22 protein-coding genes and 3 pseudogenes are annotated in these 25,736 nt (G+C 72.3%); 14 read left to right on the forward strand and 11 right to left on the reverse strand.

Annotation, left to right across the window (positions count from 1 at the left end):
* Positions 1 to 594: 594 nt before the first annotated feature.
* A complete protein-coding gene (locus tag AC5DRG_RS00665; protein WP_491807323.1) occupies positions 595 to 2,016 on the forward strand; it encodes a wax ester/triacylglycerol synthase domain-containing protein in 1,422 nt (473 codons plus the stop codon).
* 299 nt (positions 2,017 to 2,315) lie between these two features.
* On the opposite strand, the gene AC5DRG_RS00670 is transcribed toward AC5DRG_RS00665, so the two are convergent.
* Positions 2,316 to 3,191: a universal stress protein gene (locus tag AC5DRG_RS00670; protein WP_491807324.1), complete on the reverse strand. Its 876-nt coding sequence runs from the start codon at positions 3,189 to 3,191 to the stop codon at positions 2,316 to 2,318.
* Positions 3,192 to 3,338: 147 nt separating this feature from the next.
* Between AC5DRG_RS00670 and AC5DRG_RS00675 the strand changes: the two genes are divergently transcribed.
* Positions 3,339 to 3,506, forward strand: coding sequence for a hypothetical protein (locus AC5DRG_RS00675; protein ID WP_491807325.1), 168 nt, complete (start codon positions 3,339 to 3,341; stop codon positions 3,504 to 3,506).
* Between the two features lie 31 nt (positions 3,507 to 3,537).
* Here the strand turns inward: AC5DRG_RS00675 and AC5DRG_RS00680 are convergent, their stop codons facing one another.
* A complete protein-coding gene (locus AC5DRG_RS00680) occupies positions 3,538 to 4,212 on the reverse strand; it encodes a CBS domain-containing protein (protein WP_491807326.1) in 675 nt (224 codons plus the stop codon).
* Positions 4,213 to 4,435: 223 nt separating this feature from the next.
* Here AC5DRG_RS00680 and AC5DRG_RS00685 point away from each other — a divergent pair.
* From AC5DRG_RS00685 to AC5DRG_RS00695, 3 genes and pseudogenes are all read left to right on the forward strand, one after another.
* A pseudogene (locus AC5DRG_RS00685) lies at positions 4,436 to 4,642 on the forward strand (DUF1918 domain-containing protein); the annotation flags it as partial.
* Positions 4,643 to 5,079: 437 nt separating this feature from the next.
* The gene (locus tag AC5DRG_RS00690; protein WP_491807328.1) at positions 5,080 to 6,687 is read left to right on the forward strand and encodes an MFS transporter; all 1,608 of its coding nucleotides are present in this window, start codon (positions 5,080 to 5,082) and stop codon (positions 6,685 to 6,687) included.
* A 301-nt stretch (positions 6,688 to 6,988) separates the two neighbouring features.
* Positions 6,989 to 7,246, forward strand: coding sequence for a DUF1876 domain-containing protein (locus tag AC5DRG_RS00695; protein WP_491807329.1), 258 nt, complete (start codon positions 6,989 to 6,991; stop codon positions 7,244 to 7,246).
* A gap of 204 nt (positions 7,247 to 7,450) precedes the next feature.
* On the opposite strand, the gene AC5DRG_RS00700 is transcribed toward AC5DRG_RS00695, so the two are convergent.
* From AC5DRG_RS00700 to AC5DRG_RS00740, 9 genes are read right to left on the reverse strand one after another with little or no spacing between them, the layout of a single operon-like run.
* Positions 7,451 to 8,071 carry a V-type ATP synthase subunit D gene (locus tag AC5DRG_RS00700; RefSeq protein WP_491807330.1) on the reverse strand — a complete coding sequence of 207 codons (621 nt, stop codon included), beginning with the start codon at positions 8,069 to 8,071 and terminating at the stop codon, positions 7,451 to 7,453.
* 4 nt (positions 8,072 to 8,075) lie between these two features.
* Positions 8,076 to 9,470 carry a V-type ATP synthase subunit B gene (locus AC5DRG_RS00705; RefSeq protein WP_491807331.1) on the reverse strand — a complete coding sequence of 465 codons (1,395 nt, stop codon included), beginning with the start codon at positions 9,468 to 9,470 and terminating at the stop codon, positions 8,076 to 8,078.
* Positions 9,467 to 11,203 carry a V-type ATP synthase subunit A gene (locus AC5DRG_RS00710; protein ID WP_491807333.1) on the reverse strand — a complete coding sequence of 579 codons (1,737 nt, stop codon included), beginning with the start codon at positions 11,201 to 11,203 and terminating at the stop codon, positions 9,467 to 9,469. Before AC5DRG_RS00710 ends, AC5DRG_RS00705 begins: the two co-directional genes overlap by 4 nt.
* The gene (locus AC5DRG_RS00715; RefSeq protein WP_491807334.1) at positions 11,200 to 11,727 is read right to left on the reverse strand and encodes a hypothetical protein; all 528 of its coding nucleotides are present in this window, start codon (positions 11,725 to 11,727) and stop codon (positions 11,200 to 11,202) included. The genes AC5DRG_RS00710 and AC5DRG_RS00715 overlap by 4 nt, the downstream gene beginning before the upstream one ends.
* On the reverse strand, positions 11,724 to 11,945 hold the full coding sequence (locus tag AC5DRG_RS00720; protein WP_491807335.1) for a hypothetical protein: 222 nt from the start codon (positions 11,943 to 11,945) through the stop codon (positions 11,724 to 11,726). The genes AC5DRG_RS00715 and AC5DRG_RS00720 overlap by 4 nt, the downstream gene beginning before the upstream one ends.
* 2 nt (positions 11,946 to 11,947) lie before the next feature.
* A complete protein-coding gene (locus AC5DRG_RS00725) occupies positions 11,948 to 12,370 on the reverse strand; it encodes an ATP synthase subunit C (RefSeq protein WP_491807336.1) in 423 nt (140 codons plus the stop codon).
* On the reverse strand, positions 12,367 to 13,803 hold the full coding sequence (locus tag AC5DRG_RS00730; protein WP_491807337.1) for a V-type ATPase 116kDa subunit family protein: 1,437 nt from the start codon (positions 13,801 to 13,803) through the stop codon (positions 12,367 to 12,369). Before AC5DRG_RS00730 ends, AC5DRG_RS00725 begins: the two co-directional genes overlap by 4 nt.
* On the reverse strand, positions 13,787 to 14,713 hold the full coding sequence (locus AC5DRG_RS00735) for a serine/threonine-protein kinase (RefSeq protein WP_491807338.1): 927 nt from the start codon (positions 14,711 to 14,713) through the stop codon (positions 13,787 to 13,789). The genes AC5DRG_RS00730 and AC5DRG_RS00735 overlap by 17 nt, the downstream gene beginning before the upstream one ends.
* 10 nt (positions 14,714 to 14,723) lie before the next feature.
* Positions 14,724 to 15,182, reverse strand: a complete 459-nt coding sequence (locus tag AC5DRG_RS00740) for a hypothetical protein (RefSeq protein ID WP_491807339.1) — start codon at positions 15,180 to 15,182, stop codon at positions 14,724 to 14,726.
* A 182-nt stretch (positions 15,183 to 15,364) separates the two neighbouring features.
* On the opposite strand from AC5DRG_RS00740, the gene AC5DRG_RS00745 reads away from it, so the two are divergent.
* The 9 genes and pseudogenes from AC5DRG_RS00745 to AC5DRG_RS00785 all read left to right on the forward strand — a co-directional run bounded on the left by AC5DRG_RS00745 (position 15,365) and on the right by AC5DRG_RS00785 (position 25,716).
* Entirely contained in the window at positions 15,365 to 16,231 is an 867-nt protein-coding gene (locus AC5DRG_RS00745; protein WP_491807340.1) for a CBS domain-containing protein, read from the forward strand.
* Between the two features lie 537 nt (positions 16,232 to 16,768).
* Positions 16,769 to 17,869 (forward strand): annotated as a pseudogene (locus AC5DRG_RS00750) (ABC transporter ATP-binding protein); the annotation flags it as partial.
* Between the two features lie 388 nt (positions 17,870 to 18,257).
* On the forward strand, positions 18,258 to 19,148 hold the full coding sequence (locus tag AC5DRG_RS00755) for a universal stress protein (RefSeq protein ID WP_491807341.1): 891 nt from the start codon (positions 18,258 to 18,260) through the stop codon (positions 19,146 to 19,148).
* Positions 19,149 to 19,181: 33 nt separating this feature from the next.
* A pseudogene (locus AC5DRG_RS00760) lies at positions 19,182 to 19,382 on the forward strand (hemerythrin domain-containing protein); the annotation flags it as partial.
* Between the two features lie 301 nt (positions 19,383 to 19,683).
* The gene (locus tag AC5DRG_RS00765) at positions 19,684 to 20,673 is read left to right on the forward strand and encodes a GerMN domain-containing protein (protein ID WP_491807342.1); all 990 of its coding nucleotides are present in this window, start codon (positions 19,684 to 19,686) and stop codon (positions 20,671 to 20,673) included.
* 131 nt (positions 20,674 to 20,804) lie between these two features.
* Entirely contained in the window at positions 20,805 to 23,528 is a 2,724-nt protein-coding gene (locus AC5DRG_RS00770) for a bifunctional acetate--CoA ligase family protein/GNAT family N-acetyltransferase (RefSeq protein ID WP_491807343.1), read from the forward strand.
* A gap of 31 nt (positions 23,529 to 23,559) precedes the next feature.
* Positions 23,560 to 24,297: a CBS domain-containing protein gene (locus AC5DRG_RS00775; protein ID WP_491807344.1), complete on the forward strand. Its 738-nt coding sequence runs from the start codon at positions 23,560 to 23,562 to the stop codon at positions 24,295 to 24,297.
* 285 nt (positions 24,298 to 24,582) lie between these two features.
* Positions 24,583 to 25,146, forward strand: coding sequence for a universal stress protein (locus AC5DRG_RS00780; protein ID WP_491807345.1), 564 nt, complete (start codon positions 24,583 to 24,585; stop codon positions 25,144 to 25,146).
* Between the two features lie 60 nt (positions 25,147 to 25,206).
* Positions 25,207 to 25,716 carry a flavodoxin domain-containing protein gene (locus AC5DRG_RS00785; protein WP_491807347.1) on the forward strand — a complete coding sequence of 170 codons (510 nt, stop codon included), beginning with the start codon at positions 25,207 to 25,209 and terminating at the stop codon, positions 25,714 to 25,716.
* Positions 25,717 to 25,736 lie beyond the last annotated feature (20 nt).

Genomic DNA, 25,736 nt, shown 5'->3' on the forward strand with positions numbered 1-25,736 from the left:
CAACGCCCTTTGGGCGCAGTCCTGTTGAGGCCGGTCGGCCCCGTGAGTGAGTCGTTCGGCCCCTGCTGCGGCGCCACCCGCGGCCTGAACGTGGGAAGCCAGCCCGCGGGACGAGGGAGAGGGTGTCCGGCTCGCGGGCGGCGCCGGTTTGGGGACCGGCGTCTGCCGCCACGGCGGCTCCTCGGGAAGGGGGCGGGCCGGCCACCCGCCCCCTGTGCCGGGCCCGCGTCCGGCTGACGGGCGACGCGCTGTCGTCGCAAGGGATCTCCGTACGGCCCACGGGCCCGGCACCTGCACGCTTCGGGAACCATTCCGGAGGCCGGACATGGAAACGTCACCGCACCTCCCCACGCCGCAACGCCCGGTCCGCTTCGGCCGAGGGGGATCAGCATCGAAGGAGCCGGCTCCGGCCGATCGCCAGACCGGCCGGAGCCGCAGCGAGAGCGTCGGGTCCGGGCCAGGGACGGGGAGTCCGGGGATCATTTCGGGTCCCCGGGGGTCGGTGGGGCCTCCGGTGGACAGTGCGGCCGACACGGCCGATGCCGGGGACCTTCGGCTCTGGTCCCCGGGGCCCACGGCTGCTTCGCTGGGACCATGGCAACGACGGCCGACAAGTCCTCGCAACCGGGACGACCGGTGATCGAGCGCGCGAGCCCGTCGGACCGGGCGTTCCTGGCGATGGACAGCGGGGAGGTGCCCGAGCAGTTCGGGGTCCTCCTGATGCTCGACGGGGCCGACGAGCTGGACCTGGAGCGTGTCCGTCGGCTGATTGCCGAGCGCGTTCCGGCCGTGCCGCGGCTGCGCCAGCGGCTGGTGCGGGTGCCCTTCGGCTGTGGTGGCCCGGTGTGGGCCGACGCTCCCGGGTTCGATGTCCGCAACCACGTCCGCGCGGTGGACTGCGCCCGACCGGACGACGAAGGGGCGCTGCTGGACACCGCCCTGTCAGTGGTCGCGAGCCGGCTGCCGCGCACGGCACCCCTGTGGTCGGCCACGCTGGTCACCGGTCTCGGCGAGAGCAGACGTGCTCTGGTGCTCGTCCTGCACCATGCGCTCGCCGACGGGGTCGGCGGGCTCGCGGTACTGGCCAACCTCGTAGACGTCCCGGCCGACGCGGCCCAGGTGCCCTTCCCCCGGCCCTCACCCACCTCCGTCTCCCTCGCCCGCGACGCGCTGACGAGTCGGCTGGCCGCACTGGGCCATGTCGCGCAGTCGTGGCACCTGTTGCGCATGTCCGTGCACGCCGGGGGAGGCATTCGGCCGCCACGGGCCACACCCTGCTCACTGAACCGGCGGACCGGCCCGCGTCGTCGGCTGGGCGTGGTCCGCACCGACCTCGCGGCAGTCCGGGCGGCCGCGCACCGGCACGGCGCGACGGCCAACGACGCCGTCCTGGTCGCGGTGGCGGGCGCGCTGCACCGCGTGCTGTCGGGCAGAAGGGAGACCCTCGACACACTCGTGGTCTGCGTGCCGGTGTCCGGCCGTCCCCCGGAGAGCGGGCCCGACCTGGGCAACATGGTCAGCCCGATGCTCGTGTCCGTACCGGCCACCGGCGCCATGCCCGATCGTCTGCGTCAGGTCGCCGACCAGGTACGCGCACACCGGGCGGCCGCCACCGGGCCGCCACCGATCGCCGTGCTGGGAGGGCTGTTCCGCCCTCTGGCGGCGCTCGGCGGCTTCCGCTGGTACCTCAACCACCAGCACCGGTTCCACACCCTGATCACCCACGTGCGCGGTCCCGCCGAACAGGTCACGTTCGGAGGGTCTCCCGTCACCTCCGCCGTCCCGGTCGGCGTCGGCCCGGGCGGGAACATCCCCGTCTACTTCGAAGTGCTGTCCTACGCCGGCACACTCACCGTGACGACGACCGTCGACCCCGACCACTTCCCCGACCCCGAGGAGCCGGCCGACGCACTGCGCACCGAACTCGACCTGCTCATCCGGCATCCACAGGCCGCCGGCGAGGCACCGCCCGGCGGCGACGCGGGCCCGTACAGCCTTCCTCCGGCCGCAGACTGAGCGTCGGCCCTCGGACCGTCAAGCGGCTTCATCGCCACGCACGGCCCACCTCCTGATGCAGCGTCACCATAGAGACTCCCGAGGTGTGCAGGAGTGGGGCCGGCCGCCCCGTCCCCCACCGCAGGACGGGGCGGCCTGAGGGAATCGAGCCGGACCGGGGAGCGCCGCGCACCCGCGGGATCGGCGTAGGCGGAGACACACGAGGTCCCGTAGGCCCCCTGCCCACCGTCAGCGAGCCGTTCCAGAGCGTCGGCGCCGGGCCGGAGCACGGGCGCATCGGCTCTCTGCGGTCGCCCGTCTCAGTCGTGGGGGACGACGGCTACGGGACAGCGCGCGTGGTGGATGGCGGCGTGGGCCACCGAGCCCAGGCGTGGGGCCAGGGCAGGACGGTGCTTGCGTCGGCCGACGACCAACAGCCCGGCGCCCACGGCGGCCCGTACGACGGCCCTGGCGGGACTCTCAAGACCGACGCCGTCATCCACCACCACGCCCGGAAACTTCTCGCGCCAGGGACGGAGAACCTGGCTCAGACTCTTCTGCGCATCCCGCGTGATCTCCTCGGTGATGTCATGGTCCACGCCCCAGGGAACGTGCGCATGGACCGGCACGCTTCGGCCGTGGACGGCCCGCAGAGGCACGCCCCACGCCACGGCGGTACCGAAGGCGAATTCGAGCAGGTCGTCGCAGGGACCACGCATTCTCAGCGCCACCACTACGCCCGCTGCCGTACCCGCGGTGGGCGACAGCCCTTCCTGGCGCGTCTCGGCACGCACCAGGACCACCGGCCGCTCGGCCCGTGCCACAACAGGCATGCTGACGTCACCCACGAAGTACCTCTCGACAGGCTCCAGCCCCCGCGAGCCGAGCACGAGCATCTCGGATTCCGACGCCGCGTGCAGCAGCGCAGCCTGGGCGTCGGCGGCGACCAGGCTGCCGACGATGACGAGGGCCGGGTGGCGCGCCTGGAGCTCCGCTTTCGCGTTGTGCACGATCCGCCTCGCCCAGTAATTCTGATCCACCTCCGCGGGGACCTGGGTCGGTTCCGGCACCAGCAGGGGCCACGCATGCAACAGGCGCAGCGTGAGCTTGCGCCGCTCCGCCTCGTCGGCGGCCCAGCGGGCCGCGGCAAGACTCTCGGGTGAGCCGTCGAGGCCCACGGTGACAACTGGCTCCATGGCGACTTCCTCCGTCTCGTAAGAAGCTGGGAGGACGGTGAGCGTGAGCGGTACTCGACGAGCGAGCATCCGCGCCGACGTGCCGGGTACTGCGCCTCTCATACGAGGATGACTCCACATCCTCCTGCGGCGCATTTGGTCGCGTGTGTGACGGCGATCGCGTCGAAGGCCGCACCATGCGTGCTCGCCGACGGAGGCGGGGCGATGCACGACCTCGCCCAGCAGCTGGTGGATGCCGCTGAGGGCGACAACGCGGACATGGGCGCGTCCGCGACCGGGCAGGCCAATCGTCCCGCGGTTGGCCTGCCCCTGTGACCGGCTGAAGACGCGCCCGGTGCCGCACTGCTCACGTCCCGGCCGAGACGCTCCGCGAGTCGTCGGTCCGGTACGTGATGTGGTCGGAGACCGAGACCACGCCGTCGACGTTCCGGCACAGCCGATCGATGACGGGGATCAGGCTCTTCGCCTCGACGGATCCCCGGAGGGTCACCTGCCCCTCGCGCACGTCGGCCGTCACCTCCAGGGGGGCCAGGCCCAGTGTCTGCCGGAGCACGTCCTCGCTGATCTCGTCGCGGATGGCGTCGTCACGGCGCAGGAAGATCCGCAGTAGGTCACCCCGGCTGACGATGCCCTGGAGCCGGTCCGCCTCGTCCACCACGGGCAGCCGCTTGACGTTCTGGAGAGCCATGAGGCGAGCCGCCTCGACCACGGTCCAGTCCGCACGCGCGCACACTGCAGGAGCCGACATCAGCTCCTCGGCCCTGGTGCCCTCGGCCTTGGCCCGCTCCCACGCCTCCAGCTGCGGTAGCAGTGGGCGGCCGGACGGATCGGTCTGGCCGGAGGACTTGCGCAGCAGATCGACCTCGGACACCACACCCATCGGGCGGTCCAGGTCGTCCACCACGGGTACGGCGGTGACGTCGTTCTCCGCCAGCAGCTTGACGATCTCCTTGAACGGTGTGTCGGGCCTGGCCCGGACGACATTTCGTGTCATCAGTTCTGCGACCGTGCGGTGGTGCATGGCGCCTCTCCCTTCCGGGGTGACAGCCGGTGGTGGTCACCTGTCAAGCGTGTCAGGAGCCGGTCGCCCACGAGTAAGCCGGTCAGGACCCGATTTAGGGCCGGTCGGCCCGGAGACCGGGCTGTTAGGCCCCCCGGATGAGGGTTTTCGAGCCCATGCGGTGGAACGCCGCGCGTGTCACGTTGAGTACAGCAGCACTCCGCGGAAGGGAAGGACGGCGACCATGCGAGCTCAACTGGGCGATCAGCTCATTGTCGAAAGCCCGACCACAGGCACCACCAGGCGCGACGGCGAGATCGTCGGACTGCACCACGAGGACGGAACGCCACCCTACGACGTGCACTGGTCGGACACGGACGAGGTGACACTCGTCTTCCCCGGCCCCGACGCACATGTCCGCCATGCCGGACACAGGACCGGAAGCCCCGACGAGCCACCCCAAGCCAAGCACGGATGAGGCCGTGAGCAGGCGGGCGTAGTGTCCGGCAGCACCCCGCCCCCGGCCGGGGCACCCTCCTGACGCGCGGCCGCCGCGCGGAAGGCGATACCCGCCCGGCCGTGGAACGGCGATGACCGAGCACTCCGGTGCCCGGCCCTGGAGGTTGCCCCCGCTGCGGTGACACGATGACAAGACACGGAGGCTCCACAGGTCAGATTTCTCACCGCGATTCGACGTGTCAGGGGCCTCGGTCCCGTCGACGCCCCCTCGGAGTACGGAATGCACCGGCCCCCACCGCAAGCCCCCGGTGTCGCAAAGAGTCACCGACACACCCGTGATCACCGGCTGGCATGGCCACACCCCATCCGGTCCCGCTCCGGGACGTTCGGCACCTGACGACCGCGGCTCACGAGGCGCTCCATGGGGTCATGGCGAATCTACGTGGCATACCGTCAGCAGCCGCCGCACCGCAGAAGCAAGGGGCGAGGAACCGGTGGGTCGCCCTGGTGGTGCTCTGTGTGTCGCTGCTGATCGTGACTTTGGACAACACCATCCTGAACGTCGCGCTCCCGACCCTGGTGAAGGAACTCGGAGCGACGACGACCCAACTGCAGTGGATCGTCGACGCCTACGCGCTGGTCTTCGCCGGACTGATGCTGGTGACGGGCAGCAGCGCGGACCGGTTCGGGCGGCGGCGGGTCTTCACCGCCGGGCTGGCCGTGTTCGGGGCGGCTTCGGCGTGGGCGGCCTACTCCGGCTCGGTGGAGATGCTCATCGCGGCGCGGGCGGGCATGGGCGTCGGCGCGGCGATGATGATGCCCGCCACCCTGTCGATCATCACCGACGTCTTCCGCGATGCCGGTGAGCGGCAGCGTGCGATCGGAGTGTGGGCGGGCACCAGCGGTCTGGGGATCGCCATCGGGCCCGTGGCCGGCGGGTTGCTCCTTGAACACTTCTGGTGGGGATCGGTGTTCTGGGTCAACGTCCCCATCGCCTTGCTCGGCCTGGTCTGCGCCGCCGTCCTCGTGCCGGAGTCCCGCAACCCGGCGGCGCTGCGACCCGACCCGGTCGGATCGCTCCTGTCGGTCCTGGGGCTGGGCCTGCTGCTGTGGGCGGTCATCGAGGCGCCGGTGCGCGGCTGGTCCTCGGGCCCAGTGCTCGGCGCGGGCGGCACCGGACTGGTGGTGTTGGTGTGCTTCGCGCTCTGGGAGCGGGCCAGCACGCACCCCATGCTGAACCTGGGCTTCTTCCGCAACCGCCGGTTCTCGATCGCCACTTCCTCGGTGGCACTAGCCATGTTCGGGCTGTTCGGGGCCCTGTTCGTGCTCACCCAGTTCCTTCAGTTCAGTCTCGGCTACAGCGCCCTGGAGACCGGTGTGCGGGTCCTGCCGGTGGCCGGCCTGCTGGCGCTGGTCGCCCCGCTGTCCCCGATTCTGGTGCGGTGGGCGGGCACCAAGGCGGTGGTCGGGACGGGCCTGGTGGTCGTGGCGGCAGGGTTGTGGCAGCTGTCCACCGCACAGGCGTCTTCCTCGTACGAGGATCTGCTGGGCGGTCTCCTCATGCTCGGCCTGGGCGCCGGCCTCGTCGTCCCCGCCGCGCTCGACTCCCTCATGGGCACCCTGCCCCTGGGCGACACCGGGGTGGGCTCGGCCACCAACGGGGTCTCGGTCCAGCTGGGCGGGGCTCTCGGAGTCGCCGTGGTCGGCAGTCTGCTGACCACCCGTTACCAGGACCGCATGGGCCCACCGCTGGCGCCCTACCGGCTGCCGCACGACGTGTCGGACAGCGTGCTCGGCTCGCTCGGCGGCGCACTCGAACTGGCCGGGCGCGTGGGCGGAGCCTCCGGGCGGATGCTCGCGGATCTGGCCCGCTCCGCGTTCGTCAGCGGCATGAGCCTCGGCCTCACCGTCGCAGCCTGCGTCGCCGCGAGCGGGGCCCTGCTGGCCTTCGCCGCCCTGCCCGCCCGGCCGTCCAGGCCGCCCGTCGCATCCCGGGGTGCGGCCGACCCGCCTCCGCCAGGCCTCCCCCAGCCATAGCCCGGCACGACGACACATCTGCCGTCGGACACCTGCCGCTGACCGAGGTCCTGCGACAGAAGAGCCGTGCCCCCTCCGAGCACGGGCCTGACTGCCGTCACGCATCGGAGATGCCTCCCGGGAGGACGGACGATGACGTCTTCCGGGCGGGCCGTTCGGCCCTGGACCGACTGCGCGGGGAGGCGCAGTCTGAGGAGTGGAGACGAGCCGTCCCGGGTGCTCCCCGCAGTCCCGATCCGGTCCCTGCGGACCGGCCCGCCCGGCGCCCGGACCTCGCACCCTCCGCTCGGGAGTGATCACGATGGAAGCCAAGCAGTGGACCGTACAGATCTACATCACCGAGGAAGGCGACGACACCCACGCACGTGCCGTCCTGAACACCCGGGACACGTCGACGGTCACCGGCCGGGGCGTGGCCCGCCGCAACCCGATCGACCGCTCCATTCCGGAGATCGGCGACGAACTCGCCGCCAGCCGCGCCCTGGAGGACCTCGCCATCCGGCTCCACGACGTCGCCTCCGACGACATCGTCCAGTTGGCGGGTCCCGCCGAACCGTGACCGCGTGCGTACGACGGCGTACGTCGTAAGCCGCCTCGCAGTTCACCGATCCCCCGTCGCCGGGGCGTTGGCAGCCGACCGGAGGTTTCCGGTCGGCTGCCGGGGCGGGACGCGAGGAGGCTGATGACAAAGTTGTCCTCGTCCTCGCCGGTGGTCGCGACGACGAGTCCCGCGGCAATCGGCGCGCGCTGCCACCAACTGCCGTCACAGGTCGTCCTCAAGAGCACGGACGGCCCAGCGCCTGCGCACCGCGTCCTCGTGCTCGCTCTGTTCCAGGGCGAGGTCGACGCGGGCCAGCGCCTGCTCCAGCCGCGGGATCCAGTGACGCTGCAGGGCGCGCACGCGCTGACGGGTGCTGAGCACCTCGGCTCCGACTGCGCGTGCCGCGGCGCGTGTGACGGCGTAGTCGGCTGCGGTGCGCAGGGCTTCGGCGTATGCGGCCTCGGCATGGATCAGCGCGGTGTTCGCGGGCGACAAGGCCTCCGGCTCGCGTTCCGGCACCGTGCAGGACGCGGCCTCGGGATGTCGTACGCCCATCGTGGACACCCAGACGATCTCCACCTCGGCGGGACGCGTGGTGTGCAGCGTGTCCATGGTCTCTTCGCCGCCGAGGAGCAGTCCGCGCCGCAGCCAGGTCTCGGCCTCCCGCAGGCGCTCGTGCCAGCGGTCCTGCGCGGTGTGCTCGGCGCGCACCAACTCCTCGTGCCGAGCGCGCAGGATGCGCAGTTTCTGGTCGAGCAGGTCCGCGCCGCGCCGCGCGACCTCCAGGCTGTGGCGGAGTCTCAGCCGGCCGGCCCGTCCGGGCGGGATCCGCAGGTCCGCCATGGGATCACCCGCCCTCCGTCGCGCCGTGCGCGTCGAGGAACTCGGCAGGCAGCATGGCCAGTTGGCTGCGGGGCAGGGTGAGCAGCACCTGCCAGGCGCGCTCCAGGGTCTGCTCGAGCGTGCGCAGTTCGCCGCGCCGCTGGGCCACGAACCCGCGGGCGAACGCCTCGTCGAAGTCGAGGTAGCGGCGGTCGGTGGGGCTGAGGGCCGCCTGTCCGACGAGGTCGGCGAGCTCCTTGATCTGCCGGGCCCGGGCCAGGGCGGCGAGCAGTTGTGCGGCGATGTCGAGGTGGTCGTCGCGGGTACGGCCGGGGCCCGCGCCCTTGCGCATCAGCCGGGACAGCGAGGACAGCGCGTCCACCGGCGGATAAACGCCCTTGGCATGCATCTCGCGGGAGAGCACGATCTGCCCCTCGGTGATGTACCCGGTGAGGTCCGGTACGGGGTGCGTGATGTCGCCCGCCGGCATGGTGAGCAGCGGCACCACAGTGACCGACCCGGGCAGGCCCCGGATACGCCCGCACCGCTCGTACAGGGACGCCAGGTCGCTGTAGAGGTAGCCGGGATAGGCGCGGCGGGCCGGGATCTCACCGCGGGCCGCGGAGACCTCGCGCAGCGCCTCGGCGTAGCTCGTCATGTCCGTCATCACCACCAGCACGTGCCGTCCCTCGCCGAAGGCCAGCTGCTCGGCAACCGTCAGCGCGATGCGCGGGGTGAGAATGCGTTCGATCACGGGGTCGTCGGCGGTGTTGAGCAGCAGCACCAACTCGCCTGCGGCGGACCGCTCTTCCAGCGCGTCGTGGACGAAGTCGGCGTCCGCGTGGGTCACTCCCATGGCGGCGAAGACCACGCAGAACGGCTCTCCCCCAGCCGTCGACTGGGCCGCGATCTGCGCGGCCAGCTCCAGGTGAGGAAGACCCGCCGCCGAGAACACCGGCAGCTTCTGGCCTCGTACGAGGGTGGTGAGGGCGTCGACGGCGCTGACCCCGGTCAGCACCGGTTCGGCGGGCGGCTCGCGGCGCACCGGGTTGATGGGGCGGCCGCCCACCGCGGAGGCGGCGGCGCCGAAGACGGGCGGCCCTCCGTCGAGCGGCTCGCCTCGGCCGTTGCACACCCGGCCCAGCCAGCCGGGACCCACCGGGATGCGCAGCGGCGCTCCAGTGAAGGCGGCCCGGATCCGTGCCGGGTCGATGCCCGCGGTGTCCTCCAGCACCTGCACCACGGCCGTGCCGCGGTCGACCTCCAGCACAAGTCCGTGCCGCTGCTCCCCCGAGTCGAGGGTGAACAGCACGAACTCGTCCCAGCCGACCCCCTCCACCTTGTCGACGACCGCGAGGGGACCGCGCAGTTCGCGCACCGACGTGTACTCGATGCGGCCCCAGTCCTCTGTGCTGTTCACGACACCTCCCCGAGCCGGTCGAGCATCATCCTGCCCAGCGTCTCCACGGTCGCCGCGTCGTGCGGGCCCGCCTCCTCGCGGGCGCGCAGCACGGGCGAGAAGTCGACTTCCTCGATGCGCGCAGCCGGCACCCCGGAATCGGCCAGTTCGCGACACCGGTCGACGATGGCCAGTACCGCCTCGGCCAGTGCGGCCGTCTTCTCCACGCCGCTGTAGGCATCCCGCTCGGACAGGGCGCTCTGCTGCAGCACTCCTTCGCGCACGAGCCGACCGCCCAGGACACTGATCCGCTCCTGTGCGGGCAGTGCGGTGATACCGACCAGGTCGACCAGGTCGGCGAGCCGGTCGGCCTCGGCGAGAAGGCCCGCCACCCGTGCGCGGCGGGCGGGCCAGCCCGGGTCGTCCGTCACGGCGTGGCGGGCGCCGAGCGTCTCCGCGTCGCGGGAGAAAGACTGGGCCCAGGAGACGGCCGGGTAGTGGCGGGCGTACGCGAGTTCGCGATCCAGGGTCCACAGGCAGCGGACGAAGCGCTGGGTGTGGGATGTGACCGGCTCCGCCATGTCGCCGCCGGGCGGGGACACCGCGCCGATCACCGTCACGGAGCCGTTGCAGCCACCCAGGGTGGTCACCGCCCCGGCCCGTTCGTAGAACGCGGCGATCGCCGAGGCGAGGCCCGCCGGATAGCCCTCCTCGGCGGGCAGGGCACCGGTACGGGAGGCGAACTCGCGCAGTGCCTCGGCCCACCGGGAGGTGGAGTCGGCGATGACGACCACGTCCAGGCCCATGTCGCGGAAGTACTCGGCGACCGTAACCCCGGTGTAGATGCTGGCCTCTCGGGCCATCATGGGCATGTTGGAGGTGTTGGCGATGATCACGGTCCGGTCGGCGAGCCGCCCTCCGGTGCGCGGGTCCGTCAGCGCCGTGAACTCCTCGATGACGTCGGCCATTTCGTTGCCCCGCTCACCGCAGCCGACGTAGACGATGACGTCCGCGTCGCACCACTTGGCGATCTGCTGCAGCAGCACCGTTTTGCCGGTACCGAAGCCGCCGGGCACGGCGACCGTGCTGCCCACGGCCACCGGGAAGAGCAGGTCGATGGCCCGCTGGCCGGTGCCCAGCGCCCTGCCGGACTCCAGACGCTCCCGGACGGGGCGGGGCCGGCGGACGGGCCAGTCGGTCGTCATACGGACCGGGGTGCCCGCCACGGACGCGACGACCGCGTCCTCTGGGTGGCGGCCCGCGCGCGCGATGTGGTCCACCGGGCCGGAGCGGCCGGGCGGCACCAGCACCCGTAGCGGAACCGGTCCCGCGCCGTGGATCTCGCCGAGGACGTCCCCCTGCGCAACGGAGTCGCCCGCTGCGACCTGCGGCACCAACGCCCACTCCGGCCGCTGTCCGTCCGGTCGACCGACGCCTCCGGGCTCCAGCCACACGCCCGCTGCCGCCAGCGGGCGCAGCAACCCGTCGAAGATGCCGCCCAGAAGCCCCGGTCCCAGTGGCGCCGACAGCGGCCTGCCGAGCGGTCGCACCGGTGCACCGGGGGCCAGACCACCCGTGTATTCGTACGCCTGGACGGTAACGACCCGGTCGCGGATCGCGACGACCTCCCCGGGCAGCCCGGCGTCACCGAGTGCGACCAGATCGCTCATCGCGGTGCCGCCGACGTCCTCGGCCTCGACGAGCGGCCCGGTGACCCGCAGAATGCGGCCGTGGCCCTGAGGTTCGAACGTCATGGCGCCCACAACTCCTCCGCCTCCGTGCCGGTCCGCTCCAGTGCCCGGCGCGCGAACGCGGCCAGACTGCAGTCGAGCCTGCGGCCCGCCGCCTCGCCGACCACGCCTCCGCCGAGGGCCTCGGTGACCCGGGCGTCGGGGCCCAGCGCGTCGCGGACGTACGCGGTCAGCCGGGCGCGAAGACCCGGATAGGAATCTGTCCTGCGCAGGTCCCCGACGCCGTGCACGACCAGTCGGCCCAGCTCCTCCCAGCACTCTCGGCGGGTGGCGAGCTCGCGGGCCCGGGCGGCCCTGCGGCTGCGGGTGCGCACGGCGTCGCGGGCGGCCGCGGCGTCGGCCTCGCCCAACCTGCGGGCCTCGGAGAGAATCGCCGCGGCCTGGCCCTCGGCATCGGCGAGTACGACCGCGACATGGGCGTCGGCCTCGGCCAGCATGGCCTCGGCCTCGGCCCTGGCGGCCCGCAGCAGCTGTGCCCGCACCGGCTCGAGCGCGGCACCGGCTTCCGGGGGGAGTGAGGCCCTCATGGCGGCATCACCGCGATGAGCGGGCCCTGCCCGTCCACCGGTCCTTCGCCGAGTGCCTCGGCCGCGGTCGGTGTGACGATGACCAGTTCCACGTCCGGCGCGAGCCCGTGCCAGGCTGTGCGCACTGCCTCCGGTTCCTCCGCGGGGCACAGGACGACGCCGGCGGACGCCAGTCCGGCGATGCGCAACCGTTCCCCGATCGCCGCGATGTGAGCCATGGTCAGGTCTTTCCGAGCAGGATGATGGCGACGACCAGTCCATAGATGGCGATGCCCTCGGCGAGGCCGACGATGACCATGGCCCGGCCGAAGAGTTCGGGGCGCTCGCTCATCACCGCCAGCGCGGCGGCGCCGGTGTAGGCGACGGCGATCGCCGCGCCGATCGAGGCGCCGGCGACCGCGATGGCGGCGCCGATGAGCGCCGCGGAATTGGAGCCGGAACTCTGCGCGGCCGCGGTGGCCGTGTGGGCCTGTGCCGAACCACCGCTCAAGGCGACCAGCAGGAGTACCAGGGCTCCGGTGAACAGTGCCGCGTCCGCCGCGAGGATCGACCGCAGCACCCCCGGACTGCGGCGGCGCAGCAGTCGGCGGGTGACGGCGAACGCTGCGACGAGCACGGGCAGCGCGATCAGCCAGGCGATCATGTCATCGCCTCCGTTCCATGTTGTGCGGGGACTCCGTGTTGTGTGGGCACGTGCCAGGGCCGGAACGGCCGGCCCTCGGCGTCGAAGACCCGGGAGAACAGCTCGTAGAACTCCAGGCGCAGGGCCTGCACACCGGCGACCAATGCCTCCAGCGCGAAGGCGAGCGCATTGCCGAGGACGAAGACGAGGAGCGCGGCGACGAGCATCACGGGCCCGCCCCGGGCCAGGCCGGTCGTGCCCTGCCAGACGATCCCGCCGAGCGCGGCATGCGTCAGCCCGAACGCCGCCAGCCGCGCGAAGGAGATCGTGTTCGACCCGATCCGGACCACCACGTCGAAGAGCTGGATGCCGGTCTGCAGGCCGCCGGAGGCACCGCCTCCCGATGCCGCGAAGAGCCCGGTGCCGGCCAGCAGCAGTCCAGCCAGGGCGATCATGGAGCCGCTCACCGTGAGCACCGGCCCGTGCAGGAACGCTCCCCCGGCGACCAGGGCGAACCCCAGGAACACCGAGGCGCCGGCGATGCCGGACGGCGCGTACAGTGCCCCGGCGGGTCCGCTCTCCCGCCACCGGTTCACAATGCCCGCCGCGTAGGCGAGGGCAAGGAGAAGCGCGCCGAATCCGACCGCGCTCGCCAGAAGCCGCACGGGCTCGTCGAGCGGGTTCAGCCACAGCACCGGCAGCACGCCCGTGGGGCCGAAGAACTCCCCGTAAGCAAATCCGGCCAGGGTGCTCGCCAGCCCCGCTCCGGCGACGAAGGGCCATACGGGTCGCAGCGACGCGAGTCGGCGGGGGCGCCCGAGCCGCAGCAGCAGCGCGCCGAGGAGCAGCAGAGCGCCGTGGCCCGCGTCGCCGAACATCATCCCGAACATGACGACGTAGGCGATCCCGGCGGGCAGCGTGGGGTCGACGTCGGCGTACGGGACCGTCCCGTAGGTGCGTACCAGGGGCACGAGGGAGCGCCGTACCGGGCCTGTGGCGGCCAGCTGGGTCGGCGGATCGATGCCGCGCGGCGCGCGCAGCGGCACGACGGCACCTCCGGCGTCGGCCAGGCTGCTGCTGAGCCGGGGGAGCTGGGTCACAGGACACCAGCCGGCCAGGGCGGCCACCGCGCCATGCCGCACCGCGGCCTCGCGGTAGCTCTCGAACTGTGCCTCGCCGGCCAGGAGGTCGGCCCGGCCCGCCGCCTGGAGGGCGTCGAGATCGGGCGCTGTGCGGGAGAGCAGGGGCGTGGCGGGTTCGGCGCGCATCGTCTGAAGCCGCCGTGCCGCCGATCCCGTGCCCCGAGCCGTGTCGTCGGCACGGTCCAGTTCCACGCAGCCCGCGTCGGCGACACGCACAAGCACGTCCCGCAGCACGCCGCGGGGGGCGACGACGGCCACCCGCTGCATGCGGACCGGCGCCGTCGGCGTCAGGGAGTCACTCCAGGAGGTCATCGAAGTCCTCCCGTGCCCACCCCTCGTGTGCGGCGGCCACCAGGGCGGCACGCACCCGCCACGCGTCGACGGTCAGCACCGCGGTGGCGCCCACGACCGGCGAGACGTCGAAGCGCGCCTTGTTCAGCATCCGCAGTCCGTCCTTCTCGACCGCGGGCCACCAGCGGGCCTCGGCCCGCCACAGGTCCTCGGGCCGCTCGGTGTCCTCCAGCGCCCAGCGGGCCGCCGACGGCAGCCGGGCGCGGAAGTCGCCGTAGGACGAGGCCCGCACGGCGGACCGACCCAGGATCCGCTCGGCATACGCCGCAGCCCGTCCGGTCGGGCCACGGCCTAGCAAGAAAGTCTCGCGAGCCACCAGCAGCGCGGCGTCGCCCGCAGCCCACCGGGCCGACTGCGGTACGTCGGCCATGAGGCGGGCGTCCGCCGACAGCCGCATCCCGGTCACGACCGCTGGCGCCGATTCGCCCCCGGGGTCTCCCCACGCGGAGGCGGTCAATACGGCCCGTACCTCGCCCGGAGAGGCGGTGCGGGCCAGCCGGGGCCAGGCGGTCGCCAGCGCCCCCAGCCGGTACGGCGCGGGTCGCGGCTCGCCGGACAGGGCACGCAAATGGTCCCGGGTGTTCGCGATCTCGAAGCCGGCGGCGAGCTGGCGTACGGCGGCGACCCCCAGGCGGGGCTGCCATCCGGCGAGCACTCGCAGCTGCCACAGCAGGGCACCGAAGACCGCCCGCCCAGCCTCGGCGGACTCGGCCTCCGCATCGAGGGCGCGCCGGTACGAGGTGCCGGCCAACGCGCGCAGGGCATCGGGCAGGGTGGCCGCATCCGCCAGTTCCCGTGCCCGGTCGGGGCCGAGGCGTCCCACGGCCATCGACCTGGCCCGTGTCACCCCCGCGACCCAGCCCGCGCCCATCGCAACCCTCCTAGTCCGGTCCGCTCTGCTCGGTGCCACGGACCACGGTCAGTTCGCCCGCCACCCGCGCGACCATGCGCGCCGCGAAGGCAGGCGTGCGCTCACGCGCCCTCTCACGCAGCGCCTCCACCGTCCGCCGCGACGAGGCGTCCGTCCGTTCGGCCTCGGCGACGGCCTCTTCCCGGATCCGCGCCGCAGTCTCGCTTCTGACTTCCAGGGCCTGCGCCCGCGCCGCCCGCACCATGTCCTCGGCCTGCAGAACAGCGGCGCGACGTCGTGTTTCCGCCTCTCGGACTGCGGCGGAACGGATCCGGTCGGCCTCGGCCGCGGTGTCGTCCAGCTGCGTGAGCGGGGGTTCCAGCTCGGCCGTGAGCTCGGCCGACCGGTCGGCGGGGACACCTCCCGGTGCGGCCGGGCCGGGTGAACCGGCCAGCCGAAGACGGATACGGAACTCTCGGAACCCGAGCATGAGAACCTCCGGGCCCGACGGCGGCGCCCGCCGTGACCCACTCTCACGTTACGAAGGTCACGAAAGCCTCTCTAGGGCTGTTTGCCCTGTGGAAGGGGCCGGTCGGCCCTGTCCTGGCCGATGCGTCGGCGAGACGGTGAGAACACAGGGGTCGTGGTCTGCACGCACGGTGGGAGGTAGCCATGAACGACCGAGAGGCACGACAACACACTGCCGCGTCGGCGGAGGCACGGCATCGCGTGCCGACGTTCGCCCCGGCACCGGCCGAAGAGTTCCATCAGGACATGATGGTGCGCTACCTGCAGGCCATGGCCGCCCACTCGCACTCAGCGTCCGCCGCCGTCCAGGCACCACTCCCCGCCGCGAAGACCGGAGTCGGCACGTCCCGGCACCCTCATGAGAAGGCGGGCACGATCGCGGAGCTTCAGGTGCGCGACGTGATGCGGCGGTCCGTGGCCGGAATTCCCGGCGACACGCCGTTCCTGGACGTCGCCCGGATGCTGGCTCGCTGGCAGACAGGGGCCGTACCCGTGGTGGACGACGCCCAACAGGTGATCGGCGTGATCGCGGAGTCCGACCTCCTCGCCCGGGCGGCGTCCCTTGCCGCGGGCGATCGCCCCGGCGCATTCGCCCGGATACTGCGGCCACGTGCCACAGACGCGGGAGAGACGGCGGCCACCCTGATGTCCGCACCGGCGCTCACCGTCCACCCCTGGACCCCGGTGATCGATGCGGCGCGCACAGCCGCCCGTTCCCGGATCAGGCAGCTGTTCGTGACCGACCACAAGGGACACCTGGTGGGTGTCATCAGCCGTAGTGAGCTGCTGCAGGCCCTGGTCCGGGACGACGCGGCCATCCGGACGGAGGTCGTCACCGGCGTCATCGAAGGCGAGCTGGGCATCGATCCGGCACGTGTGCAGGTGCAGGTCCTGAACGGCGTGGTCACGCTGAAGGGCTCGCTGGACGCCGCACTGATCCCGCAGCTGAGGTCGGCGGTGGAACAGATCGCGGATGTGGTCGCGGTGGTGGACCACCTCATCGCCGTATGAGAAGGGCTACGCGCGCGGTGTGTTCAGGGCTGTCGTCGAACGTGACGCCGGTCATGCCGCGTTGCCGCCGGGTCGGAGAGGCAGGTCCCGGCGAGGAAACGCCCTCTCCACACCGTCAGAAGAACGAGTCTGCCGCCTCTCCCCCGCCGTATCCGCTACTCCACTACCGGGTGGTGGGCCCTGTCGGCCTTGAGTCCTCCGGTGACGGTGGTGAACCGGTAGCCCGGGGATGTCCGACTGCGAGGTGGACGTGCCGCCGAACGAAGGCGTGGTGGACATGTCCGGCGGGTCCTGAGGCGTGGTCTCACACACGGTGCCCGGCCCCTCGGAGGGGCAGGCCCGGCGCCCGCCGGCATCGACGGAGACGGGATCCGAGTCGCCGGAGTCCGTGCTCGGGCACGCCCTCGGGCGGGACCGGCGCGCGCTCGCGGAGAGCGAAGGGGCCGACCGGCCCGGGAAGGGGCCGGTCGGGGCCTGCGGCTGCGCCAACAACCGTTCCAGGCTGGGCTGTAGAGAGATTCCCGGGAGGGGGAGATCATGGCGACAGTCACCTTCGACAAGGCCACCCGCTGCTTCGCGGGCATGGACCGTCCGGCGGTCTGCGACCTCGATCTGGAGATCGCAGACGGCGAGTTCATGGTGCTGGTGGGTCCCTCCGGCTGCGGCAAGTCCACCAGCCTGCGCATGCTCGCCGGGCTCGAGGACGTCGACTCCGGCTCGATCCGCATCGGCGAGAGGGACGTGACCCATCTGCCGCCCAAGGACCGCGACATCGCGATGGTGTTCCAGAACTACGCCCTGTACCCGCACATGACCACGGCCGACAACATGGGCTTCGCCCTCAAGATCGCCCGCATGCCCAAACCCCGCATCCACGAACGGGTCCAGGAGGCCGCCGCCATCCTCGACCTGCGCGACTACCTCGACCGCAAGCCCAAGTCCCTCTCCGGCGGCCAGCGCCAGCGCGTCGCGATGGGACGGGCGCTCGTCCGCGAACCCCAGGTGTTCCTGATGGACGAGCCACTGTCCAACCTGGACGCCAAACTGCGCGTGCAGACCCGCACCCAGATCGCCGTACTCCAGCGCCGTCTGGGCACCACCACCGTGTACGTCACCCACGACCAGGTCGAGGCCATGACCATGGGCGACCGCCTGGCCGTCATGAAAGACGGAGTACTGCAGCAGGTGGGCACACCCAAGGAGGTGTTCGAGCGTCCGGCCAACACCTTCGTCGCCGGCTTCATCGGCTCCCCCGCGATGAACCTCTTCCGACTCCCGCTGACCGCGGACGGCGTCCGACTGGACGGACTGACCGTCCCGCTGCCCCGCGACATCCTGGGGTCCGCGGCCGCCGAGGACGCCACCGAGCTCACGCTCGGCATCCGGCCCGAGCAGTTCCAGGTGCTCTCCCCCGAGGACTTGGAGACCCCCGCACTGGACCTGGTGATCGACGCGGTCGAGGACACCGGCGCCGTCGCCTACCTCCACGCGACCGCGAAGCTCGGCCAGGACCTCACCCCGGTCGTCGTCCGGCTTCCCGGACGCCCCACCCAGAGCAAGGGATCCCAGCTCCGCGTCGCGGTACGCGATGATGCGGTGCACTGCTTCTCTGCCGGAACCGGCCTGCGGCTTTCCGAGGACACGGGGTCGGTCCGGGCGGACGTACGCGTCACCGAACAGACCGTCTCGGCGGACGCACCGAGCCCTCAGAACAGGGACTCGGATCACGCGACCGCACCGCTCGCGAAACGCACGTCGGCGTCCGAGGAGGCCCCGGCGGACTGAGCCCGCCCAATACGGCGGGGTCCGAGCCCTGCGACATCGGCCGGGCAGCCCTCGCCGCGCCTCTCCAAGGTTCAACCCCTCCTGGCACGGCCGATCCGCCGCAGGGCCGGACGGCCCCCGGGAGCGAACCGTCCGGCCCTCGCCTGGCGGCCGTCCGGCGACGACCCTGGAAGTGACCGAAGTGGGGGAATGCGCGCGGCGCAGCAGCCCCTGCGCGCCGCGCCGACACCGGAGGTGCGCGATGACCGGTCCCGTCGTCGTCGGACTCGACGGCTCCCCAGCCGGCATGACGGCCGCATGGTGGGCCGCCCGCGAAGCTGCGGACAGGCGACTGCCCCTCCTTCTCTTCCACTCCTGGACCACCCAGCCGCTCGATGTGCCTGCCGCCCAGGAGGCTCTGGGCAAGCAGCAGTACGGGGGACGGGCACTCCAACGGGCCGAGACCGAGCTCCGCCACCGGTACCCCGGTCTGACCCTGACCACGGAACTGGCCTCGTCCCCCGCCGCGGAGGCGCTGCTGGACCTCAGCGGGACTGCGGCACTGCTGGTGCTCGGCTCCCGCGGACACGGATCGACGGCGAGCTTCCTGCTCGGTTCCATCAGCCTGCACGTCCTGGGTCGCGCGCGGTGTCCGGCCGTGACCGTCCGGGCCGGCGACCCCGCCGTCGAGAACGGCTGGGAGCACCCTGCGGCGGCCGACCGCGATGAGATCGTGGTCGGCGTGAAGGAGCCGGGACCGGCCTCCGAATCCCTACTGGAATTCGCGTTCGCTTCCGCCACGTCGCGCGGAATGCACGTGCGTGCCGTACGGGCCCTCCCGCTGTCCAGTCTGGTGCCCTACCCGCACACGATGGCCGCCGGGCGCGCCGACAGCCGCTACCAGGCGGAGGAACGCATACGGCTCGCGGCCGCGCTGGCGCCCTGGCGCGAGAAGTTTCCCGACACCCCCGTCGTCGAACAGGTCTCGACCGGTCCAGCCGCGGCGGTGCTGTTGTACGCCGCGGCGCACAGCGGACTCGTGGTCGTGGGTCGCCGACGGCATCCGTCGCACCTGACCTGGAAGCTCGGGCCGGTCGCGCACGCGGCGCTGCACCACGCGCCGTGCCCGGTCGCCGTCGTCCCGCACGACTGATACGCCCGGGGCAGCCGAGCGAGGCTTCGATGGACCGCCACCATGAGCCGCGCCCACACCGAGATCGAACGACTCGCCCGGCGCATCGCCACCCACCTCACGCTCGTCGACGCCGACGGGGGCCGGGCACCGGAGCAGCTCGACGACCCGCGCGCCTGCCTCTACGGGCTGCGCACCGTACTACGCCTGCACTTCACCCAGGAGGAGGAGAACTACTTCTCCCTCGTCCCGTGAGCCGTCGTGCGCGCCGGTGCCGGACGGCGGGCTGGGTCACCTTGGCGTCCCGGAATGGCGACCTGCCCGCGATCCTGCGCATCCTCGCCCTCTTCGCGACGGCGCTCATCAGTCGCGCAGCCCTGGCCCTGCGCCGTCCCGGCCACCGGCTCGGATACGTGACGCCCCGTCAACTACACCGCCCATGCCGCAGGGCCGAACGGCCCGTGGAGTCACCCTGGTCGGCCTCGTGGCCAGTGCCTATCAGCCCTGGAAGTCCGCCTCCGACAAGGCTTTGATTGAAGTGTCTCAGGAGGCTGCCATGAACAGAGAAGCCCCGGGCGCCCACACCTTCCACCGCCACCGCACAGCACTCACCGCGGTGTTGACGCTCCCCTTGCTCACGGTCACCGCGTGCGGCACGAGCGACGGCTCGGGTACGCCGAGCGGCACCGACCAACCCTCACGGCCCCCGGCCGGCACAGCCACCTCGGGCGGTACCACCGGAACGCCCGCACCCTCCGCGCCGTCGCCGTCCACCGCCCCGGGCACGACACACCCCGCGCCCTCGACGAGTGGCGGCACAGGCACCGCGACCAAGCAGATCCGCGCAGCGGTCTACTTCCTGCACGGCGAGCAGGTCTCGCCCGCCCCGCGCACCGTGACCACCCCGGCCACCGCCGCCGGAGCAGTCCGCGCCCTGCTGGCCGGCCCCAGCGGCTACGAACGGTCTCACAGCCGCACCACGGCCATCCCGTCCGGCACCACGCTGCACTCCGTCGTGGTCCGCGACCACGTCGCGACCGTGGACCTCTCCGGCCGGTACGACGACGGCGGCGGCAGCCTGTCCATGCAGGCCCGCCTCGCCCAGGTCGTGTTCACCGCGACCCGCTTCCCCACCATCCACTCGGTCCGGTTCGAACTCGACGGCAAGCCGGTGAAGTCCTTCGGCGGCGAGGGCATCGTCCTCAACGGCCCCGTGGGACGAGCCGACTTCGAGGACCTGGCCCCGGCCGTCCTGGTGGAATCCCCGCTGATCGGCGACACCGTAAGCGCCCCCGTACGGGTCTGGGGCAGCGCCAACACGTTCGAGGCCGTGTTCCGGCTGAAGGTCACCGACACCACCGGGCACACCGCCGCCGACGTGCGCGTCAAGGCGACCTCCGGCACCGGCACCCGCGGCACCTTCGATGTGACGTTCCCCTACAAGGCCGCCCGCAGCGGACCGGGCCTGCTCACCGCGTACTACCTGTCCCCCAAGGACGGCAAGCCCGTCACCGTCGACACCGTGCCATTGACCGTGAACCGCTGACGGCGGCTGTACGGGACAGCACGAGGAGATCGCAATCAGGCCGTATGGACAGTTGCCTGGGCCGCTCGGCCCCTGGGTCCCCGGGCGTCTGCGCGGGACGCTGAACTCAAAGTCCGGAGGGGAGACGTGTGATGACCGACACCCAACAGGCCCCGGTGCACGCCCTGTTGACGGACGGCACGACCGTTCGGATACGGCGGGCGGGTCCTGGTGACCGCGGCGAAGTGCTGCGGCTGTACGAGGAGATGTCGCCGGAGAACCTCCGACTGCGGTTCTTCTCCATCAGCCGGGTTTCCGCCCGGCAGGCCGCCGACCGTGTGGCGCGGCCGGAGCGCCCCGGCTACCGGGCACTGGCCGCCGAGCACGACGGCCGCCTCGTGGGCCTCGCCGAGTACGAAGTCCCCTCCGAGAACACCGAGGCCGAGATCGCGCTGGCCACCGCTGACGACTGGCACCACCGCGGTGTGGCCACCCTCCTGCTCGAACACCTCGCGGATGCCGCCCGCTCGGCGGGCATCACCGCGTTCACCGCCCGCGCCCTCTCCGAGAACCACGAGGTGCTGACCGTCTTCACCGATCTCGGACTGCGCGTCACCCGTCGCTTCGAGGGTCCCGAGGTGTACTGCCTCGTCGAACTCTCCGAGGACGAGGCCTACTTGAGTGCCGTGGACGCCCGCGGCCGGCTCGCCGACATCGTCAGCCTGCGGCCGCTGCTGCGGCCCCGGTCCGTCGCGGTGATCGGCGCGGGCCGCAAGCCCGGCTCCGTCGGGCGCGCCATCCTGCGGAACATCTCCACGGGGTCCTTCACCGGGCGTCTGTTCGCCGTGCATCCGGAGGTCTCGCTGATCGCCGGAGTGCACGCCTATCCGTCCCTCGCCGCGCTGCCGCAGGTGCCCGAACTCGCGGTCGTCGCCGTTCCCGCGGCTCTCGTTGCGCAGGTGGCCGAGGAGTGCGGGGCCGCGGGCGTGAGCGCCCTGCTCGTCGTCACCGCCGGCCTCGACACCCACCAGGCCAGTGCCCTCAAGGGCGCCTGCCGCCGCCACGGGATGCGCCTGGCCGGCCCCAACTGCCTGGGCCTGGCCAACACCGAGGACGACACCCGCCTGGACGCGACCTTCACCGCCCGGCACCCGGGCGCCGGCACGGCCGGAGTCGCCGTGCAGTCCGGCGGGGTCGGCATCGCGCTGCTGGACGGACTGGCCCGGCTCGGCATCGGCGTCTCCAGCTTCGTCTCGCTCGGCGACAAGTACGACGTCAGCGGCAACGACATGCTGCAGTGGTGGGAGAGCGACGGACACACCGAACTGGCCCTGCTCCACCTGGAGTCCTTCGGCAACCCGCGCGCCTTCTCCCGCACCGCCCGCCGGGTGACCCGCACCATGCCGGTGCTCACCGTGGACGCCGGAAGGTCGCAGGCCGGGCGGCGCGCCGCGGCCTCGCACACCGCCGCCGCGGCCACCCCCACCATGACCCGGCAGGCCCTGTTCACCCAGGCCGGCATCACCGCCACCCGCACGATCGGCGAACTCCTCGACACCGCCGCCCTGTTGCACTCCCAGCCCCTGCCGACAGGGACGAAGGTCGCGATCCTCAGCAACGCGGGCGGCACCGGCGTACTGGCCGCCGACGCCTGTACGGACGCCGGGCTCCTCGTGCCGCCGCTGCCCGCCGCACTGGTCGACGAACTGCTCACACTCCTGCCCGACGGCGCCACCGCCACCAACCCCGTCGACGCCACCGCCGCCGTGAGCGAGAAACAGCTGCGCGCCTGCGTGAACCGCCTGGCCAAGCACGGTGCGGTCGACACCGTTCTGGTGACCCTCGTACCCACCGCGATCGCCGCCGCGACCGGCGACGACCTGGCCCGTGCCCTCACCCTCCCCCAGTCTCGGCTTCGCTCGACCGGGGGGACCCCCATCCCCGGCCCGCTACCCCGCCCCGTCGTCGCGGTCCTGCCCGCCCAGGCAGCCCGCGTCGAACTGCTCGAAACCCGCAACGACGCCACCGTGCCCGCCTACTCCGACGCCCAGGACGCCGCCCGCGCCCTGGCCCACGCGGCCGACCGCGCCCACTGGCTCCGCCGGCCTCCCGGATCCGTAGCGGAATTGACGGATGTGGAGACCGAGCGGGCCCAGGCACTCGTCGCCTCGTTCCTGGACGAGAACCCGGACGGCGGCTGGCTCGACCCGCGCACAACCGCCGCACTCCTCGGCTGCTACCAGATCCCGCAGATCCCCTGGGCCTGGGCCCGCAACGAGGACGAGGCGGTCGCCGCAGCGGAGCGACTGGCCGGCCCCGACGGGCGCGCCGTGATGAAGGCCCACTGGCCCGGACTGCTGCACAAGAGCGAACAGCACGCCGTCCACCTCGACCTGCAGAACGCCTCCCAGGTCAGGGCCGCCCACCGGGACCTGGTCACCCGCTTCGGCGACCGGCTGACCGGCGTGGTGATCCAGCCGCTGGCCGAGCGCGGCACCGAACTGTTCGCCGGACTCGTCCAGGACGACGTCTTCGGCCCGCTGGTCCTCTTCGGACTCGGCGGAACCGCGACCGAGCTCCTCGCCGACCACGCCGGACGTCTCGCCCCGCTCACCGACCGCGACGTCCACGACCTGATCACCTCCCCGCGCTGCGCCCCGCTGCTCTTCGGATACCGCGGCAGCCCCACAGCCGACCCCGAAGCCCTGGAACAGCTGCTGCACCGGCTGTCCCGGATGGCCTGCGATCTGCCGCAACTGGCCGACGCCGACCTCAACCCGGTGCTGGCCGGGCCTCACGGCGTCTGCGCACTCGACGCCCGCGTGCGGATCCTGCCACGCCACGCCCACGACCCCTATCTGCGCCGACTGCGCTGACCGGGTCCCGACCGCTCAGAAGGGATCAGCCATGCAACTCACGAAGATCGGCGCTCTCATGGTGGACGAGGTGGTCACCGCCGAGTACGGCACACCCTTCAAGGAAGTGGTGCGCACCCTCGGCGAACACCGCATCAGCGGGGTCCCGGTCATTGACGAGGACGACAAGGTCATCGGCGTGATCTCCGAGACCGACCTCATGCTCCACCAGTCCTGGAAACCCGCGCCGGACAGCACCCTCGACACCTGGACGGCCCGGCTGCGCCGGCTGAGCCACCATGTCCGGCAGACCGCGGCCAAGAGCCGGGCGCTGACGGCCGGCGGGGTGATGTCGGCGCCCGCCGTCACCGTGCACGCCGACGCCCCGGTCAACACGGCCGCCCGTCTCATGGCCGAGCACCGCATCGAGCGGCTGCCCGTGGTCGACGAGGAGGACCGGCTCGTCGGCATCGTCACCCGCCACGACCTGCTGAAGGTCTTCCTGCGCACCGACGACGAGATCCGCCGCGACGTGGAGCAGGAGGTCATCGTCAACACCCTGTGGATGGCGCCGCGGACTGTCACGGTCACAGTGAAGGACGGTGTAGTCACCCTCGCAGGGCATGTGGAGCGGCGCAGCGAGAAGCCGATCGCCCTCGGCATGACGAGCCGGATGGACGGCGTCGTCGGCGTCGTCGACCAGCTGTCGTACCGGATCGACGACACCCACTTCCAGCCCGCCGAACAGGCCCTGCACGGCGTGGCCGACGACTGGCTGCGCAAGCTGTGAGCCTGCTCCCGACTCGCTCGAACTCGTCGCAGCCGAAGTCCTCGGACTGATCACGTTCCTGGCGGCCTGCGGGCACCGTCCGGCGGCCCGGCGAACACGAGGTGGTCATCGAGGGCCACCGGCGTGCGCCTGCCCTTCCGGCTCGACCAGACGGCAGAACCGTACGTCCCCCCGCGACCGCCCCAGAAACGACCCGTTCGGCACCCGCTCGGAGCCACTCGGCCCACGCCTGGCCCGCCCTGTGTGAGCCACGGTGGGAGCAGGAGGCCATCCGGGGAGGTTGCCATGAACGAACTCGCCGTCGGCAACGGCATCGTGGTGGGCGTCGACGGGTCGGAGGCGTCCAGGGAGGCACTGCGCTGGGCGACCCGGCAGGCTCACGCCCTGCACACGGATGTCGTCGCCGTGCACGCCTGGGAGCCGACCGGGCCGCGGCTCGCCCCCTACGCCCCCGTCGCGGCGCGTCCGACGGCCGCCGAGCAGCAGGAGAGGGCCGCACATCTGCTCGCCTCGACGCTCCGCGAGGTCTTCGGGCCGCGGAGCGACAGCGCCGTACGCGCGGTCGTGGTGGAGGGGCCACCCGCGCGGGTGCTGCTGCAGCAGGCGCACGGCGCCCTGCTGCTCGCGCTGGGGCGCACGCCCCACGGTTCCTACGACCAGCCCGCGACGGGTCCAGTAACCCGCGCTTGCCTGCGGCAGGCGACGGTCCCCGTGGTCGCGGTGCCCGCCCCGCATCGGCCCGCGTCGCCGCCCGTCGCCGCCGGGGCGCTCCCCACGGCCAGAAGCGGCGGCGCACAACAGACAGCGAACGCCAGGGAACTCCGCACCAGGGGTGCGGCCACAGGGTGATCGCCGGGCGACCACGGCCAAAGCCCGCCCGAAGAGATCGCGGAACGTCGAGGTGACGTCATGGATGTTCTGGTGGGATATGCGACCGCTCACGGTTCGACGTGCGAAATCGCCGAGCGGGTGGCCGCCTGGCTGAGCGAGGCCGGGCTGAAGGCCGAGGCACGGCCCATGGAGACGGTGGACGACGCCGACGCCTACCGGGCATTCGTCCTGGGCAGCGCCGTGCACGGGCAGACCTGGCTGGATGCGGCCAAGAACTTCGTACGTGACAACCTCGACGTACTGGGCTCCCGTCCTGTGTGGATCTTCAGTGTCGGGATGCCGGGCGCGCTGCGCGGCCCGTGGAAGCGCCTGGCGCCCAAGGAAATCCCGCTGATCGTCGAGAGCCTGCCCGGTGACCTGCCGTTCCGGGATCACCAGTTGTTCTCCGGCGTCATCGCACGAGATCAGCTGCCCCGCACCGGACGCATCCTGTTCTACCTGGTGGGCGGCCGATTCGGCGACTACCGCGACTGGGACGCCATCAGCGGCTGGGCAGCGGGGATCGCCGAGGAGCTGACTCCCGGGTGACGGCGGGCCGTCACCCAGCG

The organism is Streptomyces sp. JLBG701 (genome assembly GCF_058544905.1).

Coding starts and splice junctions, on each gene's coding strand:
- AC5DRG_RS00665 (WP_491807323.1), top strand. CDS start 595: ATGGCAACGACGGCCGACAAGTCCTCGCAACCGGGACGACCGGTGATC.
- AC5DRG_RS00670 (WP_491807324.1), bottom strand. CDS start 3,191: ATGGAGCCAGTTGTCACCGTGGGCCTCGACGGCTCACCCGAGAGTCTT.
- AC5DRG_RS00680 (WP_491807326.1), bottom strand. CDS start 4,212: ATGCACCACCGCACGGTCGCAGAACTGATGACACGAAATGTCGTCCGG.
- AC5DRG_RS00690 (WP_491807328.1), top strand. CDS start 5,080: ATGGCGAATCTACGTGGCATACCGTCAGCAGCCGCCGCACCGCAGAAG.
- AC5DRG_RS00695 (WP_491807329.1), top strand. CDS start 6,989: ATGGAAGCCAAGCAGTGGACCGTACAGATCTACATCACCGAGGAAGGC.
- AC5DRG_RS00700 (WP_491807330.1), bottom strand. CDS start 8,071: ATGGCGGACCTGCGGATCCCGCCCGGACGGGCCGGCCGGCTGAGACTC.
- AC5DRG_RS00710 (WP_491807333.1), bottom strand. CDS start 11,203: ATGACGTTCGAACCTCAGGGCCACGGCCGCATTCTGCGGGTCACCGGG.
- AC5DRG_RS00715 (WP_491807334.1), bottom strand. CDS start 11,727: ATGAGGGCCTCACTCCCCCCGGAAGCCGGTGCCGCGCTCGAGCCGGTG.
- AC5DRG_RS00720 (WP_491807335.1), bottom strand. CDS start 11,945: ATGGCTCACATCGCGGCGATCGGGGAACGGTTGCGCATCGCCGGACTG.
- AC5DRG_RS00725 (WP_491807336.1), bottom strand. CDS start 12,370: ATGATCGCCTGGCTGATCGCGCTGCCCGTGCTCGTCGCAGCGTTCGCC.
- AC5DRG_RS00730 (WP_491807337.1), bottom strand. CDS start 13,803: ATGACCTCCTGGAGTGACTCCCTGACGCCGACGGCGCCGGTCCGCATG.
- AC5DRG_RS00735 (WP_491807338.1), bottom strand. CDS start 14,713: ATGGGCGCGGGCTGGGTCGCGGGGGTGACACGGGCCAGGTCGATGGCC.
- AC5DRG_RS00740 (WP_491807339.1), bottom strand. CDS start 15,182: ATGCTCGGGTTCCGAGAGTTCCGTATCCGTCTTCGGCTGGCCGGTTCA.
- AC5DRG_RS00745 (WP_491807340.1), top strand. CDS start 15,365: ATGAACGACCGAGAGGCACGACAACACACTGCCGCGTCGGCGGAGGCA.
- AC5DRG_RS00755 (WP_491807341.1), top strand. CDS start 18,258: ATGACCGGTCCCGTCGTCGTCGGACTCGACGGCTCCCCAGCCGGCATG.
- AC5DRG_RS00765 (WP_491807342.1), top strand. CDS start 19,684: ATGAACAGAGAAGCCCCGGGCGCCCACACCTTCCACCGCCACCGCACA.
- AC5DRG_RS00770 (WP_491807343.1), top strand. CDS start 20,805: ATGACCGACACCCAACAGGCCCCGGTGCACGCCCTGTTGACGGACGGC.
- AC5DRG_RS00775 (WP_491807344.1), top strand. CDS start 23,560: ATGCAACTCACGAAGATCGGCGCTCTCATGGTGGACGAGGTGGTCACC.
- AC5DRG_RS00780 (WP_491807345.1), top strand. CDS start 24,583: ATGAACGAACTCGCCGTCGGCAACGGCATCGTGGTGGGCGTCGACGGG.
- AC5DRG_RS00785 (WP_491807347.1), top strand. CDS start 25,207: ATGGATGTTCTGGTGGGATATGCGACCGCTCACGGTTCGACGTGCGAA.